Origin of the sequence: Anabaena sp. WFMT (genome assembly GCF_051781005.1) — a bacterium.
In the GTDB taxonomy this organism is placed as follows: Bacteria; Cyanobacteriota; Cyanobacteriia; order Cyanobacteriales; family Nostocaceae; genus Anabaena.
Map to the genome: position 1 here is coordinate 138977 of NZ_JBPWOA010000034.1, position 17400 is coordinate 156376.

Here is a 17400-nt window from a genome sequence, read left to right on the forward strand (position 1 = left end):
TTATTCATCCGCCACTCGCACAGAATACCCAACTGAATTCTGACTCCTGAATTCTGTTCGATAAATAATACATAACTCATCTAAAATCCCCAACCCTAAATTACCATGACACTCCCAAACGCAGGTAGCGTCTTGGCTACATTAACTGAACTGACTCAAGTTAATCGCACTCAAGCCCTACTCAGTCGTGTCAAAGACCTTTCTGTTAATGAATTTGTTTGCTTACTGGACTTTATCACGGCTGAGTTTCAGCAATTTCTCAGAGCTATTGATCTGATCAATAATGAGGCTCTAGAAAGTATGTTGGAGAAAGTCCTAGAAGCCATTACACTCAAAATTGGTCAAATTCTCCAAGCGGAACATACAGCTATTTTTTTAGTTGACTATGACAAGGCTCAACTGTGGTCAAAAGTTCCTCAAGATAATAGCCAAAAATTTTTAGAAATCCGCACTCCCTTAAATGTGGGAATTCCTGGTTATGTGGCTAGTACAGGCAAATATCTCAACATTGCAGAAACTATTACTCACCCTCTTTTTAGCCCAGAGTTAGAAAAACAAATGGGCTATAAAATCCGTAATCTTTTATGTATGCCTGTTGTTAGCAGCAAAAAGCAAACTGTAGCTGTAGTTCAACTGGCTAATAAAGCTGGGGATGTACCTTTTAATCAGGATGATGAGGAGTCTTTTCGAGACTTTGCCGCTTCTATTGGTATTATCCTGGAAAGTTGTCAGTCTTTCTATGTGGCAGCTCGTAATCAACGGGGTGCAACGGCTTTGTTGCGTGCGACTCAGACTTTGGGGCAAAGTTTAGATTTAGAAGCAACTTTGCAGATAGTGATGGAACAAGCCCGGATTTTGATGCAAGCAGACCGCAGCACACTGTTTTTGTATCGCAAGGAAATGGGTGAATTGTGGACGAAAGTAGCCACAGCTAATGACAAAAATTTGATAGAAGTCCGTATTCCTTCTAATCGGGGTATTGCAGGCTATGTAGCCTCCACTGGTCAAGCACTCAATATCCCTGATGCTTATCAAGATCCCCGCTTTGATCCGACTACAGATCATAAGACTGGATATGTAACTCGTAATATTCTGTGTTTGCCAGTTTTTAATTCTGCTAATGAATTAATTGGTGTGACACAATTAATTAATAAACAACAAGGTAGCTTTAGTACTTCCGATGAAGAATTTATGCGGGCTTTTAATATCCAGGCGGGAATAGCTTTGGAAAATGCTCGTTTATTTGAAAGTGTTTTGTTGGAAAGACAGTATCAAAAAGATATTCTTCAGAGTTTATCAGATGCTGTAATTTCTACAGATATGCAAGGTCAAATTGTGACCATTAATGATGCAGCACTAGAGTTACTGGGTTGTCCGTTGAAGTCCGGCAATGGTAGAAGTAACAAGCTGTTGTGGAAACAAAATTTACTGGGTCGTCAAGTTTGGGAGGTAGTACCGATTGAAAACCTGCAAGTGCGGCTGGAAGATAGTTTAAAATACGGGGCTAGGCATTATGTGCCAGAGCAAAGTTTGCTGGTGGGATTATATCAAGGAGAGAGTGGTGAAACTCAAAACTCAGAAGCGATCGCTCAGAAGTTAATTTTAGCTGTGCGCGATCGCACTAACCCAAATATTTTTGTGCCTTGGAATCAACTTCTCACTGCCCAGTCTGAATTACTCAGTGCTGATGATTGCAAAATCTTAGAACGTAGCATCAATCTTACAGTCAATCCCTTAACTAACCCCGAAGGTGGAGTTAGGGGTGGTTTGGTGGTCTTGGAAGACATCAGCCGAGAAAAACGCCTTAAAAGCACTATGTACCGCTATCTCACACCCCACGTAGCCGAGCAAGTTATGGCTTTGGGCGATGATAGCTTAATGGTGGGTGAGCGCAAGGAAGTAACTGTCCTGTTTTCGGATATCCGTGGTTACACTACCCTGACGGAAAACCTGGGAGCAGCTGAGGTGGTATCCTTGCTGAATCAATATTTTGAGACGATGGTTGAGTCAGTTTTTCAATATGAAGGAACTTTAGATAAGTTTATTGGTGATGCTTTAATGGCTGTATTTGGTGCGCCACTACCATTGACTGAAAATCATGCTTGGCGAGCAATACAATCAGCTTTGGATATGCGTTACCGACTGAATGAGTTTAACCTGAGACGGATTATTCAGTCCCAACCACAAATTCGGATTGGGATTGGTATTAGTTCTGGGGAAGTGGTATCTGGGAATATTGGTTCACATAAACGGATGGACTATACGGTAATTGGAGATGGGGTGAATTTGAGTTCCCGCTTGGAAAGTGTAACTAAGGAATATGGTTGTGATATAATTTTGAGTGAATTTACTTACAATTTGTGCTGCGATCGCATTTGGGTACGTCAACTTGATAGAATTCGTGTTAAAGGTAAACATCAGGCTGTAGATATCTATGAATTAATTAGCGATCGCTCTACTCCCTTAGATGCCAACACCGAAGAATTTTTGCATCATTACAATGCAGGACGCGTTGCTTATGTATCACGGGAATTTACCCAAGCGATCGCTTGCTTTGAAATTGCTCAACGTCTCCGACCCACCGACCAAGCTGTTGATATCCACCTAGAACGTGCCTACAATTACCAAAAAACACCACCTCCAAAATCCTGGGATGGTGTCTGGACAATGATGACAAAGTAGTTATTGGTAATTGGGCATTGGATAAAATTTTTTCCCTATTACCTAATCTTCCGAATCTTCCGATTCAGAGTCATTGTTTTGGAAAGGTTCTTCACCTATTCTTAGTTGCTTTTTCGAGCGTTTTAACTGCTTCCACAGCAGCTTGATTTGTTTGTAAGCTTCATCTGGTGGCAGTTTACCACCTGTTTCCAAGTTGCAAATATAACTTATGCGCTGGGCAAATTCTTGTAAATTGGCGTTGAAAACTAAATTCTCAGGCTGTACATGACCGTAGTAGCGACCACGAGGATAGAGAAAATCACCTTTGTCCATTATTTTTTTCTCCATGTTTTTAACACTCCTGCTGATTTTCTTGTTTGCAGCAGAACCACTAGCTACTCTTCATCTCTATTTTTTGAGGACAGGAGAAAGCAAATGATTACACTTTAAACGATGACAATCTATTTATGGCAACCCGTTACAGCTGTTGGTCAATTTTAACTTTGACAAGATAATCAAGACATAAGTTAAGTCATTAAACAGGGGTTTGTAAAAAAGTTATGTCAAAGCGACCAAAGCTATTGACGAGCAATCACCCGATATATCTTCTTGTAAAGAAATATTACAATCTCCTAAAAATTAGGTTTCACCAATGCTCCTATGCTCGCAACTATTTCATTTTATTCCTTCATCCATAAAAATGGGTTTTAATTAACTTCAACAAAAAATTATTAAAGGTATTAATCTATACTTTTTAGATTATTATATAATTTTATTTACCAAAATTACAAAAAGTTAACTAAAAATCTCAGAGGTTTTATGTAGAGTTGACCCGTTTCACTGAAAAGACAGGGGAATAGGGAACATGGAAGAGAAAACACAATGAAATTAGCACCTTGTTAACTCATCACCAATGGCTAATAACTAAAGATAAAATGGTTAAGCCTAAGATCACTGCCTAGAACTGTACCTACCATTATGTCTGTTAATACCAAGCTATACGAAGGCAAAGCGAAAATTCTATATACCACAGACGATCCTGAAGTCTTGTTGGCTGATTTTAAAGATGATGCGACTGCATTTAATGCTCAAAAGCGGGGCAGTATTCAGGGAAAAGGAGGCATAAACTGTACTATTTCCAGTAAATTGTTTCAACAGTTAGCAGCCTATGGCATCAAAACTCATTTTATTGATTGTCCAGCCCCCAATCAAATGCGAGTCAGAGCCGTGAAGATTGTGCCATTAGAAGTAGTTGTCAGAAATATAGCTGCGGGTAGTCTATGTCAACAAACAGGGCTGCAAATAGGTACAGTTTTGCAACAGCCTTTGGTAGAGTTTTATTACAAAGACGACCAACTAGGAGATCCACTGCTCACACGCGATCGCTTGCGGCTGCTGAAACTAGCCACTGAGGAACAAGTTGATAGCATTACCCATCTTGCATTGCAAATCAATGATTTTCTCAAGCAATTTTGGCAACAGTGTGGCATTACCCTAGTAGACTTTAAACTCGAATTTGGTGTGGATTCACAACAGCAGTTGCTCTTGGCCGATGAAATTAGCCCTGATACCTGCCGTTTGTGGGATATAGCAGAAAACGATCCTAACCGTCGAGTCATGGACAAAGACCGTTTCCGTCGAGACTTAGGGAATGTAGAGAATGCCTACCAGGAGGTTTTACAAAGAGTATTACAAGTAGTAGAAAACCAAAATTATAGCAAAGTACTGAGTCCTGAATCCTAAGTATAAAACCAGTTTTTTCAAGGCTTTGAGCGATTATAACTGCGAGTGAGTAGTCCTTTGTCTTTTATGGCTAAAGACTCATAACTAATTTGTAAAGGTGTGTGGTAGTGAAGAAGAATATGAAAAAAATGCATTTATCTCCTGTATTGCTGGCAGTTATTGCGATCGCTGCCCCTTTGGATAACTCAATGAGTGCGATCGCTACGCCCAACCCAAGCATCTCCCAAACGCCTAATGTCCAGCAGCAAGTAACAGAAATTTCCACTCTAGAAACAAACCAGCTGTTACAACAGGAAACTAGTCAAAATAGTGAAAACCAAGAATCTGATTTAACTGCAAAAGCAGTAGTCATCAAAACTGAACCTCATCAATCTGCGACCGAGGTCAAAGTCTTAACAGCTAACTCAACATCAATAGCGGCACCAGAGGTAATTTTACCAACGGCTACGACAACGGCAAACACTGCACAAGCATTAAAAGCAGCACTATCTTCCCAGTCAAAATCAGTAGCAACACCAGAAGTAATTATTCCAACAGCTACAACAACGGCAAACACTGGACAAGCATTGAAAGCGGCACTATCTCCCCAGTCAAAATCAGTAGTAATTTTACCAACAGCTACGACAACGGCAAACACTGCACAAGTCGCCCAAACAGAACCTTCCCCAACCCCTGACACCGTTCCTACTCAGGAAAATATCGATCCACCCATAGCCGAGCCTGTCTTCCCTGCTACTCCAGAAACGACAGAAACAGCTGAACCCCGTGTATTAGTTTCAGAGGTAGCTGTCCAATCGCCAACGGGGCCACTCTTACCCAAACTGGAAGAAGAAGTTTATAAAGCCATTCGTACTCAACCAGGACAGACAACAACCCGTACCCAATTGCAACAAGATATTAATGCTATCTTTGCCACAGGCTTTTTCTCCAACGTGCAAGCAGTTCCAGAAGATACACCTTTGGGTGTGCGGGTTAATTTCGTTGTTAATCCTAATCCCGTCTTGACTAAGGTAGAAGTAGATGCTAACCCTGGTACTGGTGTTGCTTCCGTAATTCCTGCTACTGTTGTCAATGAAATATTTGAAAAACAGTATGGACAAATCTTAAACTTGCGAGATTTGCAAGAAGGTATCAAGCAATTAACTAAACAGTATCAAGACAAGGGTTATGTACTGGCTAACGTAATTGGAGCGCCAAAAGTCTCAGAAACTGGAGTCGTCACCCTACAGGTAGCGGAAGGTGTAGTTGAAAATATTAAAGTCCGTTTCCGTAATAAAGAAGGACAGGAGACAGATGATAAGGGACAACCAATTCGCGGACGGACTAAAGAGTATATTATTACACGGGAAGTAGAATTAAAGCCGGGTCAAGTATTTAACCGCAACATAGTACAACAAGATTTGCAAAGGGTTTTTGGGCTGGGATTATTTGAAGATGTGAATGTCTCCCTTGATCCTGGTACTGACCCTAGCAAAGTGGATGTAGTATTAAATGTAGCTGAACGTAGCAGTGGCTCAATTGCTGCCGGTGCAGGTATTAGTTCGGCTAGTGGATTATTTGGTACTATCAGCTACCAGCAGCAAAATCTGGGCGGTAGAAACCAAAAACTAGGAACAGAGATACAGCTAGGTGAAAGAGAACTGCTGTTTGACCTACGCTTCACAGATCCTTGGATTGCAGGTGATCCTTACCGCACTTCTTATACAACCAACATTTTCCGCCGCCGCTCAATTTCTTTGATTTTTGAGGGCAAAGATGACAATATTGAAACCTTTGATCCAAACAATATTACTAATGAAGATCAGCAGGATCGCCCCCGCATTACCCGTTTAGGTGGTGGTATATCCTTTACCCGTCCCCTTTCCGCCAATCCCTATAAAAAGCCAGAGTGGGTTGCGTCTGCGGGCTTGCAGTATCAAAGGATTTCCGGCCGTGATGCTGATGGCAATCTCCGAAAACAAGGGGCAATATTTGATGATGATGGTAATATCATCAGCCCGCTAATTCCCCTAACCCAATCGGCAACAGGCGAAGACGATTTGCTATTATTGCAACTGGGCGCACAACGCGATCGCCGTAATAATCCTTTACAACCAAGCAGCGGTTCTTACCTCCGTGTCGGAGTTGATCAGTCTGTACCCATAGGACAAGGTAATATTTTTCTTACCAGATTACGGGGCAATTACAGCCAATATTTACCCGTTAAATTCCTCAGTTTTGGTAAAGGCACACAAACCCTAGCATTTAACCTCCAAGGAGGAACAGTTCTGGGTGACTTACCTCCCTACGAAGCCTTTACTCTTGGTGGTAGCAATTCTGTTCGGGGTTACGACGAAGGCAGATTAGCTTCTGGACGCAGTTATGTGCAAGCATCTGTCGAGTATCGCTTCCCCGTTTTCTCTGTAGTTAGCGGCGCTCTATTTTTGGATTATGGTAGTGACCTGGGAACTAGTACTAGAGCAGCTGAAGTGTTAAATAAAAATGGTAGTGGCTACGGCTATGGTCTAGGTGTACGTGTACAGTCACCATTGGGGCCAATTCGCATAGACTATGGCATGAGTGATGATGGCGATAGCCGCATCAATTTTGGGATTGGGGAAAGGTTTTAAATTAGTACCGAGTCCCTAGTACTTGCCAATTTTCACTTTTGCCTTAATACTATTTCCGTAAAGGTCATCAGGGTTTCTACTAAAAACAGTACATGAGCAATATTAACGAAAATAGATCAGTTTTTCGCCTATGCACCAGCACACTTTAGCGGCAGAAATTACCCAAACGGGTGTGGGGTTGCATAATGGTGTGATTACCCATGTGCGGATATTACCAGCAGAGGCGGGAAGCGATCGCTATTTTGTGCGGGTGGACTTACCAAATTCGCCCATTATTCCTGCTCAAGTTGCAGCTGTTAGTCAAACGATGCTTTCAACTCAATTGGGGGAAGGTGATGTCTCTGTCCGCACGGTAGAACATTTGTTGGCAGCTTTGGCTGCTATGGGTGTAGATAATGCCCGCATTGAAATTGATGGATCAGAAGTACCACTTTTAGATGGTTCAGCTCAGATATGGGTTGAAAGCATTGCCGCAGTTGGCTTGGTATCACAACCAGTTAGCAACACACAAGCACCTGTAACTATTAAAGAACCAATATGGGTTTATCACGGTGATGCTTTTATTTGCGCCCTACCAGCACAAGAAACCCGCTTTACCTATGGTATTGATTTTGAGTTGCCTGCTATTGGTAATCAATGGTACAGTTATTCACTAATTACCAATTTAGAAACCGCCGAAAATACGTTTATTACAGAAATTGCTCCTGCCCGTACCTTTGGTTTATTGCATCAGATCGAACATCTTCAGCAGTCGGGTTTAATCAAAGGTGGTAGCTTAGATAATGCCCTGGTTTGTGGATCTGAAGGTTGGCTAAATCCACCATTAAGATTTGCAAATGAACCAGTTAGGCATAAAATTTTGGACTTGGTAGGAGATATGAGCTTGCTGGGCAAATTTCCTGTTGCTCACTTCTTAGCATACAAAGCTAGTCATAATTTACACGTTCAACTGGCACAAAAAATTTTAGAATTAAACCCAAAATTAACTAAAATTTAAGATTGTATGCTATTTTTTAGCCTACTTTATTTCCCCATTCCCAATTAACTAAATTACCAATGTCAACTCTCACCCAAGCTAACTCTACTGAAGTGACTACATCTGAAGGAGATGGACTCAACAGCAATACACCTGAAATTAAAACAACGTTCACAGTTGAAGAGATTCAGCAACTATTACCTCATCGCTATCCCTTTTTGCTGGTAGACAAAATTATTGACTATGTTCCTGGGAAACTAGCAGTGGGCATTAAAAATGTCACTTTTAATGAACCTCAATTTCAAGGTCATTTTCCCGGACGTTCACTGATGCCTGGTGTCTTAATTGTGGAAGCAATGGCACAGGTAGGCGGAATTGTCATGACGCAAATGTCTGATTCACCTGGTGGTCTGTTCGTATTTGCAGGTATTGATAAAGTTCGTTTCCGCCGCCAAGTAGTTCCGGGAGATCAGCTAGTTATGACCGTGGAACTGTTGTGGGTAAAACAGCGTCGTTTCGGTAAAATGCATGGTCGAGCCGAAGTTGACGGACAACTAGCTGCTGAAGGGGAATTGATGTTTTCTTTAGTTAGCTAAAATTTTATTTTGCTGGTCTGGGCATAACCGTGAACTGCCCTCAGTCAATCCTAAAAAAGCGTAACAGTAAAAACAAAAAACCACAATAGTATTTACTGATTTCTGGATTTTCGCCCCTCACACGTTGTTTGCCCGACACTTTTTTCACTGAACATTTAATACACAGCACTCAGTTCTGGAGAGTCACCTTTGAAAACGCTTATTCATCCAACTGCTGTAATACATCCTAATTCTGAACTCCACTCAACAGTGCAAGTCGGTGCTTATGCTGTGATTGGAGCGAATGTCAAAGTCGGTGCGGAAACTGTGATTGGCGCTCATGCAGTGCTAGAAGGCCCATGTGAAATTGGGGCGCGAAATCATATTTTTCCCGGTGCAGCTATCGGTATGGAACCCCAGGATCTCAAGTATGTGGGAGAACCAACTTGGGTAAAAATTGGGGACAATAATTCCATTCGTGAGTATGTTACTATTAACCGCGCTACTGGTCGAGGTGAAGCGACGGTCATTGGGAATGGTAATCTACTCATGGCTTATGTTCATGTGGGTCATAATTGCTTGATTGAGGACTCGGTGGTAATTGCTAATTCTGTAGCTTTAGCGGGTCATGTTCACATTGAGTCAAGAGCTAGATTAAGCGGGGTTTTGGGTGTCCATCAATTTGTACATATTGGTGGTATGTCGATGATCGGTGGTATGGCACGTATTGATAGAGATGTTCCTCCTTATATGTTGGTGGAGGGTAATCCTTCAAGGGTGCGATCGCTCAATCTGGTGGGTCTAAAACGCTCAGGAATGTCGGTTAAAGACTTCCAAATTCTCAAAAAGGCTTTCCGTATTCTCTACCGTTCTAATTTCCTTTTTAAGGATGCTTTGGCAGAGTTGGAACAGATCGGAGATACTCCACAATTAGAACATTTACGCCGTTTCTTGTTACTGGCAAAAATGCCGGGAAGACGCGGTTTAATTCCCGGAAAGGGCAGAAAAAGCACAAGTGATGAGTCTTGATCATTCATTTGATTAGGGAATATGGCAAATACTCCCTAATCATTGGAAGAAGAATATGGATTAATTGAACCACGAAGACGCGAAGAGCGCGAAGGAAGAGAAAGAGGAAGAGGAAGAGAGCAAAACACAACATCTTAAATTTAATTAAATCTAAATGCGGATATTTATTAGTACGGGTGAAGTCTCTGGCGATTTGCAGGGATCACTTTTAATTGCAGCACTTCAGCGTCAAGTTGCAGCTGCGGGTTTGAAGTTGGAAGTTGTGGCTTTGGGTGGGGAGAAGATGGCCGCAGCCGGAGCGATGATTTTGGGTAATACTAGCGGTATTGGCTCGATGGGTATCATTGAGGCTCTACCTTACTTTATACCTACTGTTCAGGTACAACGCCAAGCGATCGCTTATCTAAAGCAAAATCGACCTGATTTAGTTGTGCTGATTGACTACATGACCCCTAATATCGGGATTGGTAGTTATATGGAGCAGCATTTTCCTGATGTGCCTATAGTATATTATATTGCACCGCAAGAGTGGGTGTGGTCAACGAGTTTTGAAAGAACGAAGCGGATTATTAGCTTTACAGATAAGCTATTGGCAATTTTTCCCGAAGAAGCCCGTTATTATCAGCAGAAAGGGGCTAACGTTAATTGGGTAGGTCATCCTTTGATTGATAGGCTGGAAAATACTCCTAGTCGGGAAGCAGCGCGGACAATTTTGGGAATTAAAGGGGAACAGATTGCGATCGCTCTTTTGCCAGCTTCTCGTCAACAAGAATTAAAATACCTGTTACCAGCAATTTTCCAAGCTGCTCAAAATATCCAATCTAAATTACCAGAAACCCATTTTTGGATTCCTCTATCTTTGGAAACATTTAGACAACCTATTGAGAAAGCCATTCAAGATTACGGGTTAAAAGCTACAGTTGTATCAGGTCAACAACAGGAAGTTTTTGCAGCGGCTGATTTTGCTATTACTAAATCTGGAACTGTCAATTTAGAATTAGCTTTATTAAATGTACCGCAAGTAGTTGTTTATCGTCTGAATACCATTACTGCTTGGATTGCGCGGAATATTCTCAAAGGTTCTATTCCTTTTGCTTCTCCAGTAAATTTAGTTGTGATGCGGGAAATTGTGCCAGAATTGTTACAAGAGCAAGCCACAGCCGAGAATATTACTCAAGCAGCAATGGAATTATTATTAAATCCTGAGCGTAGACAGCAAACTTTGGCAGATTATCAGGAAATGCGGCGATGTTTGGGAGAAGTGGGAGTATGCGATCGCGCTGCAAAAGAAATTTTACAAATGCTACCCAATTAGAACTTTTTGATGAGGAATTAGTCAAAAAAAATAAATATAAAAGACCAATAGCTGTTGAATTATTTGCTGGTGCTGGGGGAATGACTCTTGGTTTTGAACAAGCAGGTTTTGATGTTCTCGCAGCAGTAGAAATTGACCCTGTTCATTGTGCAACCCACGAATTTAATTTCCCTTTTTGGCAGATTTTTTGTAAAAGTGTTGTTGAAATTACAGGAGAAGAAATTAGGAAATTATCTAAAATAAAAAATCAAGAAATTGATGTTTTATTCGGTGGGCCACCCTGTCAAGGATTTTCTTTAATAGGTAAACGGCTATTAGATGATCCTAGAAATTCTTTAGTTTTTCATTATATTCGTTTAGTTCTAGAGTTACAGCCTAAGTTTGTAGTTCTAGAAAATGTCAAAGGAATGACTTTAGGTAAACACCGTGAGTTTATTTTAGAAGTTATTTCTGCCTTTGAAGCAATTAATTATAAAGTTTGCAAAGATTATCAAGTTTTAAACGCAGCTAATTATGGAGTACCACAAAACCGAGAAAGATTATTTTTATTAGCTTGTCGTCAAGATTTAGATTTACCAAAATATCCCCAACCAATTACCATACATATTAGAAAAAAGAAAAATATTAATAATCAGCTTTTATTAACTCCTACAGTTAAAAAAGCACTACAAGATTTACCAATAATTGAAAATTATCCAGAATTATATGAGCAAGATTGGATATTAGCGGATTTTGGTAAAAGCAGCAGGTATGTTAAACGACTAAATGGGTTTAATTCTAAGTTTCAAAACTACAGTTATAAACGTATCTATGATCCCAAAATGCTCACTTCTAGTTTAAGAACCAAACATACAGAAGTATCAATTCAAAGATTTGCAGAAACTTTACCAGGCAAAATTGAACCAATTAGCCGCTTTCATAAACTTGATTATAAAGGTATTTGTAACACACTTAGAGCCGGAACTGCTAGTAATAAAGGTGCGTTTACTTCTCCTCGTCCAATTCACCCATTTATTCCCAGATGTATTACTGTAAGGGAAGCTGCACGTTTACATTCTTATCCTGATTGGTTTAGATTTCATGTCACAAAATGGCATGGTTTTAGACAAATTGGTAATTCTGTTCCTCCTTTATTAGCAAAGGCTATAGCATCAGAAATTATTAAAGCTTTAAATGTAGTACCATCTAGACCTAGAAGTATTAAACATCTTGGAAATGAGAGCTTATTACATTTTAATATGTCAGAAGCAGCTAAATATTATGATGTAAATGCAGATATCATTGAACCTAGAATCAAAAAGCAATTAACTACTTTCTGATACAATAAATTTAGCAGTTAATAGAAACAAACATTATGACTGTTAGCAAACCTGTATCATTAACACTAGATGAATTTCTCAAATTACCAGAAACTAAACCACCTAGTGAATATATCAACAGTGAAATTATTCAGAAACCAATGCCAAAAACTTGACATTCTAGACTTCAGGGTAAATTAATTAATTGTAATTTAAATTTATTCATTTACTACTATTAGCATTTTTATAAGCGTAGTTAAGATTCTGCTGGTACTCTAGAATCTTTTTTTGTGCTACTGCATAATTAGGACTAGAAACTGGGACACTTTTCATCATGTCTATAGATTTCTGCCACTCATTTGCAACTGTCTTCCAGTCATTCTGCGATTTTATTAATTGGGTAAGGTTTGCTGCATTAATTGCTTGATTTACAGCTTCTCGAAAATTATCAGAGTGCGGTGATATATCAGGTGTTAATGCTTCTGTTTTAGATGGTAATTGTATTTGAGAAGCAATAGGAATAAATTGGTTATTTTGTTGAAAATTTAGTAGTTTAGGAAAAAATAATATTCCTATGGTGACTAAAAGAATGAAGCTAAAAAAAACTATTTTTTTCTTTGAAAACAAATTATTTCTTTGAGGCTTTTTTGATAGTGGTACTATTTTTTGATATCGTAATTTACCTTTTTTTACTTCAGTTAAACCCATATCACCACGTAATCTATCAAGCTCTATATCTGTAGTATCAACACTATAAGTCTTAGGTTGACGTTTATTTTGATAGTGTTTAATTGCTAATCTTAATTTGGGTATTAATCTCTTCTTAAATAGATGTTCAGCTTGGTAAAGATATACAGTAATTAAAATCCAAATTGTAAACCAAGGTTTATTTATAAAATTATTGATTTCAATGCTAGTAAAAACTGATTTTGCAGCACGTCCAGTCATTCGTCCAGCACAACTACTTGCACTAATTTGATAAGATGATTCGCAATCTAAAAATGCTAATTCTGAAAACATAGTTAGGATTAATATAAATGATATTCCTATAACGATAGTGGCATAGAAACCTTCCCAAAGACTATTTGAATGAGGTATCCATTTTGGTAAACGTTTGTATGATTCTTGCTTCTTCCAAATAAACCAAAAAAGGTGGTAAATAAAAGCTAAAAAAATTGTTGGTATTAGCAAGCCAAATAAAACTGAAAATATAAATAATAAGGGCTTATTTCCAATAACTGATAGAATAACACCAGTAAATCCCCAAAATATCAACCGTGCGCCTGGTAAAGCTATCGGAACTAGGATAGCGGCTCTAAACCATGAACTAGGATATGGAAACCATACAGGCCAATATGATTTTTGCTCATTGTGTTTAGTTGCTTCTGGGAAGTTAGGTTTTGTCATAACCAGTCACTAATAAACTTGATATTTACATCATTTTAACATGATTTATTAAGGTAACATTTTTTAATTTAAAAATCTCTAAATATAGCAAAAACACCCAAATTAATTAGGTGTTTTAAATAAGAATGTTCTATTTGGTGGATAATATCATCATCAAAGGTGTTGTAAAATCTATACTCAGTTTCCTAGTTTATTTGAGTATGTAAATTAATTACTTGCTTTAAATATGAAAATTCAACAAATTCATTCTTGGCCTAGCACAGTTGAAGAAGCTATCACAATTCAAGAAACCCTGCAAAATCAAGTAATTACTACAGACGTACTTAAAGAACCTATCAAGTACGTTGCAGGTGTGGATATGGGTTTTCTCGAAAATGGTACAATGAGCCGTGCAGCAGTAGCAGTACTGAGTTTTCCCGATTTGCAAGTAGTCGAAACGAGTTTAGCATACCGTCCCACAACCTTTCCTTACATACCTGGGTTCCTCTCCTTTCGGGAAATACCTGCCCTTCTCGATGCCTTAGAAAAGATTCAAACTATACCTGATATAATATTGTGTGATGGTCAAGGAATTGCTCACCCTCGAAGATTAGGAATAGCTTGTCATTTAGGGGTAATCGTGGATATACCGACAATTGGCGTAGCTAAATCTTTGCTGATTGGTAAATATGAAGAATTACCAGAAGCTAAAGGTAGTTGGCAACCATTAATACATAAAAAAGAAACTATTGGCGCAGTTTTACGCACACGCACCGGGGTAAAACCTCTCTATATATCTAGTGGACATCGCATCAGTTTACCAACAGCAATTGACTATGTATTACGTTGCACACCAAAATATCGGTTGCCAGAAACTACCCGCATTGCTGATAAATTAGCATCAGACAGATAAAGTGTAGATTATGTAGATAAGTCTTTAAGGGAACACCAAAAAATAAATTACCCAAAACAAAAATTGTAGGGTGGGTATGGCTTATAGGACAGTAGTCCGTAACCCACCATAAACTTAAGGGATAATGGGTGGGTTACGCTGCGCTAACCCACCCTACAAATTAGAGCTTTGTTATCTGGAAGTCCTTAAAGTTAATTTTCAAGACTTGCTTACTAACACCCAATTATGTTAGGAATCGCACGGTAAGAAGTTGAAGTAGCTAAATAAAAGTTACCTAAGAATAATGAATGCACTAACTTTACAGTGGCACGACGCAGATCAAAATAAAACTCAGCAAATTTACGAGCAACAACAAAGTAAAAATCCTGGTAGTGTCCGTATTGGTCGTGACCCTTTACGGTGTGACATTGTTTTAACTCACCCGACTGTATCTGGATTACACGTTGAAATATTTTTTCATTCTCAACAGCAACATTTTTATATTAGAAATTTGCGGGAATCAAACCCTGCTCAAATAGATGGTAAGTCATTAATCCAAGGTGAAGTTATTTTAAATAAAGGGAGCATTATTTATTTAGGACAGCAACAACTTCAAGTTACTGAAATTTCAATTAACAGTATTCCTGCCACAGTTTTAGTTCCACCCCAACAACCACCCGCACAACCGGGATATAACCACCATAAAAAGTCACTCCCGACACAACCAAAACCTGTTTATGGTTTGCAATGTTCCAGATGTCATAAAGTTTCCCCACCAGAAAATCTACAAGTAGGTTGTCCTTGGTGTGGTACATCTTTAGCAGCGGCTGTAAGTGTACTAGTAGCACCGAAGAATTGAGTGCTGGATCAATATTCTCCAATGACCAATGACAAATGACTCATGACCAATGACTAATTTACAAATTCAATTAAGTTGGGAAGATCCAGCAACGGGAGAACGACGGGAACCTAAGTTAAGTGTACCTATCGCTTTTGGTCGAGAATTTTCTCGTTTACCAACAGAAATTAGGGGTCAACGTGTTTCGCGAATGTTACTAGATAGTAATGAAGTATCTCGCTATCACGTTCTGATTGATTGGGAACAAGATTGGGAACAAAATCATTTTTTAGTAATTGACCAAAATAGCGTTAATGGTGTGTTGGTCAATGGTCAACGTCAAACACGCTGTCAGTTAGCTAATGGGGATACTTTGCAAATTGGCCCCTATATTATGACGGTGCAATTTGGCCTTAACACTACTATTCCTACTCCTAATAACCCTTCGACAATTCAATTTAATCCTCATACTAATCTCCCAGATCCTAGTTTATCGTCAGTGCCTCCTGTCACACCTTTAGGGAGTAATTTTCCACCACCAGCTTTTCAGGATGCAAAAGTTGATTTGCAGGCGCTTCATGCTACTGGTTTACCTGTTGATGAATGTGATTATCTAGCAATTGGGGCTGGTTTGGGTAGTTTTATTTGGGTTGATTTATTAAGAGTTAGTGGAATTAAAGCTGAGAAAATTATTGCTGTGGGACTAGAAGCGGAACCCTATGCTCGTTATAAACGGCTTTGTCTGAATTCGCAAATTCCGTTACATGAAAGGTTACGTTCTAATTCTGATTCTTGTCCTGATAATATTTGGGGTTGGCCTAGTTATGCTTTAAGGGAATCTTGGCATGATTTGACTAAAGGTCAGCTAAAATCGGCTTTTAAATATTTATGGCAGGTTTTTGGTGAACCAACTTTTGCGGAAACTTATACTCCTCGTGCTGGTAATGTTTTTGATTCTATAGATAGGGAAGCAAGCCGGATTAATTGGCATCAAATTTATCGTTATGGAAGAGTAAGGGCGATTCGTAAAACTGAAGATGGTAGGTATTGTGTTGCTTATTCTCGCAGTCCGGGAAATTATGCTTTTTTAGTTTGTCGTTATTTACATTTGGCTACGGGATATCCTGCTATTCAGTTTCTCCCAGATTTGCAAGCTTATAGAGAAAAATATCAAGATTTTAAGTCTGTTGTGAATGCGTATGAAGCACACGATCATGTATATGAACAGCTAGAACGCCAAGGTGGTACTGTTTTGATTCGGGGACGGGGTATTGTGGCTTCGCGGATTTTGCAGCGGATTTATGAGGCTAGAAAGCAAAATCGCAATATTACAGTTTTGCATTTAATGCGATCGCCTAAACCCCAAGGTAACAAATTCCAAAAAGCCCAGCGTACCGTCAAAAATCACTACGAATTTCAACCCTTTAACTGGCCTAAAGCCTGTTGGGGTGGTGAACTCCGGGTCATGTTAGAAAAAGCCACCCCAGAAGAACGTCAGCGTCTATTAGCCGACTGGGGTGGAACTACTACCGCAGACCGTCAAGATTGGCAAAATATCACTGAACAAGGCATTAAAGAAGGTTGGTATCAAATTACCTTTGGTCAGGTGATGAATGTAGAACGAGACAACCAAAATCACACCATTACCCATATCCAAGAAAAAGGTTTTGGGGAAATGAAATTAGTCGCTGATTTTATTATTGATGCTACCGGATTAGATGCCAAAGTTGATGCTAATCCGTTGTTAGAAGATTTGGTTCAACATTACAATTTACCTCTAAATCATTTAGGACGGTTAGTAGTAGCAAATAATTTTGAATTAGTAGAAATGCGAAATACCAAGGGTCAAATGTATGCCGCAGGGGCGATAACTTTAGGTGGACCCTATGCAGCAGTTGATAGTTTCCTTGGTTTGCAATATGCGGCTTTAGTTGCTGTTGATGGATTATACACAGCCCGTGCGCCGGGAGTTGGGCGTTTAAATACCTTTAGTTCCTTTGGGCAATGGCTAAAATGGGTGTCAAATCAATCACCATAATTCGTAATTCGTAATTCGTAATTCGTAATTCGTAATTCGT

At 39.4% G+C, this 17400-nt stretch carries 13 protein-coding genes and 1 pseudogene; 12 read left to right on the top strand and 2 right to left on the bottom strand.

The features are described 5' to 3' along the window. The first annotated feature begins 105 nt into the window (after positions 1-105). Positions 106-2682, top strand: a complete 2577-nt coding sequence (locus tag ACSQ6I_RS23150) for a GAF domain-containing protein (RefSeq protein WP_438892607.1) — start codon at positions 106-108, stop codon at positions 2680-2682. Positions 2683-2724: 42 nt separating this feature from the next. On the opposite strand, the gene ACSQ6I_RS23155 is transcribed toward ACSQ6I_RS23150, so the two are convergent. Then, positions 2725-3009, bottom strand: a complete 285-nt coding sequence (locus tag ACSQ6I_RS23155) for a DUF7219 family protein (protein WP_438892608.1) — start codon at positions 3007-3009, stop codon at positions 2725-2727. Between the two features lie 630 nt (positions 3010-3639). Between ACSQ6I_RS23155 and purC the strand changes: the two genes are divergently transcribed. The 8 genes and pseudogenes from purC to ACSQ6I_RS23195 form a co-directional block, all read left to right on the top strand. After that, the gene (gene purC, locus ACSQ6I_RS23160; protein WP_438892609.1) at positions 3640-4404 is read left to right on the top strand and encodes a phosphoribosylaminoimidazolesuccinocarboxamide synthase; all 765 of its coding nucleotides are present in this window, start codon (positions 3640-3642) and stop codon (positions 4402-4404) included. Between the two features lie 119 nt (positions 4405-4523). Beyond that, positions 4524-7013: a BamA/TamA family outer membrane protein gene (locus ACSQ6I_RS23165; RefSeq protein WP_438892610.1), complete on the top strand. Its 2490-nt coding sequence runs from the start codon at positions 4524-4526 to the stop codon at positions 7011-7013. A 130-nt stretch (positions 7014-7143) separates the two neighbouring features. After that, positions 7144-8010: a UDP-3-O-acyl-N-acetylglucosamine deacetylase gene (gene lpxC, locus ACSQ6I_RS23170; RefSeq protein ID WP_438892611.1), complete on the top strand. Its 867-nt coding sequence runs from the start codon at positions 7144-7146 to the stop codon at positions 8008-8010. 59 nt (positions 8011-8069) lie between these two features. Beyond that, positions 8070-8585 (top strand): 3-hydroxyacyl-ACP dehydratase FabZ, encoded by a 516-nt coding sequence (gene fabZ / locus ACSQ6I_RS23175; protein ID WP_438892612.1) that lies wholly within the window; start codon positions 8070-8072, stop codon positions 8583-8585. 189 nt (positions 8586-8774) lie between these two features. Next, positions 8775-9593, top strand: coding sequence for an acyl-ACP--UDP-N-acetylglucosamine O-acyltransferase (lpxA, locus tag ACSQ6I_RS23180; RefSeq protein WP_438892613.1), 819 nt, complete (start codon positions 8775-8777; stop codon positions 9591-9593). 154 nt (positions 9594-9747) lie between these two features. After that, on the top strand, positions 9748-10908 hold the full coding sequence (gene lpxB, locus ACSQ6I_RS23185; RefSeq protein WP_438892614.1) for a lipid-A-disaccharide synthase: 1161 nt from the start codon (positions 9748-9750) through the stop codon (positions 10906-10908). Next, entirely contained in the window at positions 10863-12227 is a 1365-nt protein-coding gene (locus tag ACSQ6I_RS23190; protein WP_438892615.1) for a DNA cytosine methyltransferase, read from the top strand. The genes lpxB and ACSQ6I_RS23190 overlap by 46 nt, the downstream gene beginning before the upstream one ends. A 35-nt stretch (positions 12228-12262) precedes the next feature. Then, positions 12263-12379, top strand: a pseudogene (locus ACSQ6I_RS23195) (Uma2 family endonuclease); the annotation flags it as partial. Between the two features lie 49 nt (positions 12380-12428). Here the strand turns inward: ACSQ6I_RS23195 and ACSQ6I_RS23200 are convergent. Further along, the gene (locus tag ACSQ6I_RS23200; RefSeq protein WP_438892616.1) at positions 12429-13613 is read right to left on the bottom strand and encodes a hypothetical protein; all 1185 of its coding nucleotides are present in this window, start codon (positions 13611-13613) and stop codon (positions 12429-12431) included. Positions 13614-13839: 226 nt separating this feature from the next. Here ACSQ6I_RS23200 and nfi point away from each other — a divergent pair, with 226 nt between their 5' ends. From nfi to ACSQ6I_RS23215, 3 genes are all read left to right on the top strand, one after another. After that, positions 13840-14505 (top strand): deoxyribonuclease V, encoded by a 666-nt coding sequence (gene nfi / locus ACSQ6I_RS23205; protein WP_438892617.1) that lies wholly within the window; start codon positions 13840-13842, stop codon positions 14503-14505. Positions 14506-14788: 283 nt separating this feature from the next. After that, entirely contained in the window at positions 14789-15343 is a 555-nt protein-coding gene (locus ACSQ6I_RS23210) for an FHA domain-containing protein (protein WP_438892618.1), read from the top strand. A gap of 49 nt (positions 15344-15392) precedes the next feature. Then, a complete protein-coding gene (locus ACSQ6I_RS23215; protein ID WP_438892619.1) occupies positions 15393-17360 on the top strand; it encodes an FHA domain-containing protein in 1968 nt (655 codons plus the stop codon). The last annotated feature ends 40 nt before the right edge of the window (positions 17361-17400 follow it).

What these genes read in the sequence shown, in the direction of transcription:
- ACSQ6I_RS23155 (WP_438892608.1), bottom strand. Translation starts at nt 3,009, where the DNA reads ATGGAGAAAAAAATAATGGACAAAGGTGATTTTCTCTATCCTCGTGGT.
- purC (WP_438892609.1), top strand. Translation starts at nt 3,640, where the DNA reads ATGTCTGTTAATACCAAGCTATACGAAGGCAAAGCGAAAATTCTATAT.
- ACSQ6I_RS23150 (WP_438892607.1), top strand. Translation starts at nt 106, where the DNA reads ATGACACTCCCAAACGCAGGTAGCGTCTTGGCTACATTAACTGAACTG.
- fabZ (WP_438892612.1), top strand. Translation starts at nt 8,070, where the DNA reads ATGTCAACTCTCACCCAAGCTAACTCTACTGAAGTGACTACATCTGAA.
- ACSQ6I_RS23165 (WP_438892610.1), top strand. Translation starts at nt 4,524, where the DNA reads ATGAAAAAAATGCATTTATCTCCTGTATTGCTGGCAGTTATTGCGATC.
- lpxC (WP_438892611.1), top strand. Translation starts at nt 7,144, where the DNA reads ATGCACCAGCACACTTTAGCGGCAGAAATTACCCAAACGGGTGTGGGG.
- ACSQ6I_RS23210 (WP_438892618.1), top strand. Translation starts at nt 14,789, where the DNA reads ATGAATGCACTAACTTTACAGTGGCACGACGCAGATCAAAATAAAACT.
- ACSQ6I_RS23200 (WP_438892616.1), bottom strand. Translation starts at nt 13,613, where the DNA reads ATGACAAAACCTAACTTCCCAGAAGCAACTAAACACAATGAGCAAAAA.
- ACSQ6I_RS23190 (WP_438892615.1), top strand. Translation starts at nt 10,863, where the DNA reads ATGCGATCGCGCTGCAAAAGAAATTTTACAAATGCTACCCAATTAGAA.
- lpxB (WP_438892614.1), top strand. Translation starts at nt 9,748, where the DNA reads ATGCGGATATTTATTAGTACGGGTGAAGTCTCTGGCGATTTGCAGGGA.
- ACSQ6I_RS23215 (WP_438892619.1), top strand. Translation starts at nt 15,393, where the DNA reads ATGACTAATTTACAAATTCAATTAAGTTGGGAAGATCCAGCAACGGGA.
- nfi (WP_438892617.1), top strand. Translation starts at nt 13,840, where the DNA reads ATGAAAATTCAACAAATTCATTCTTGGCCTAGCACAGTTGAAGAAGCT.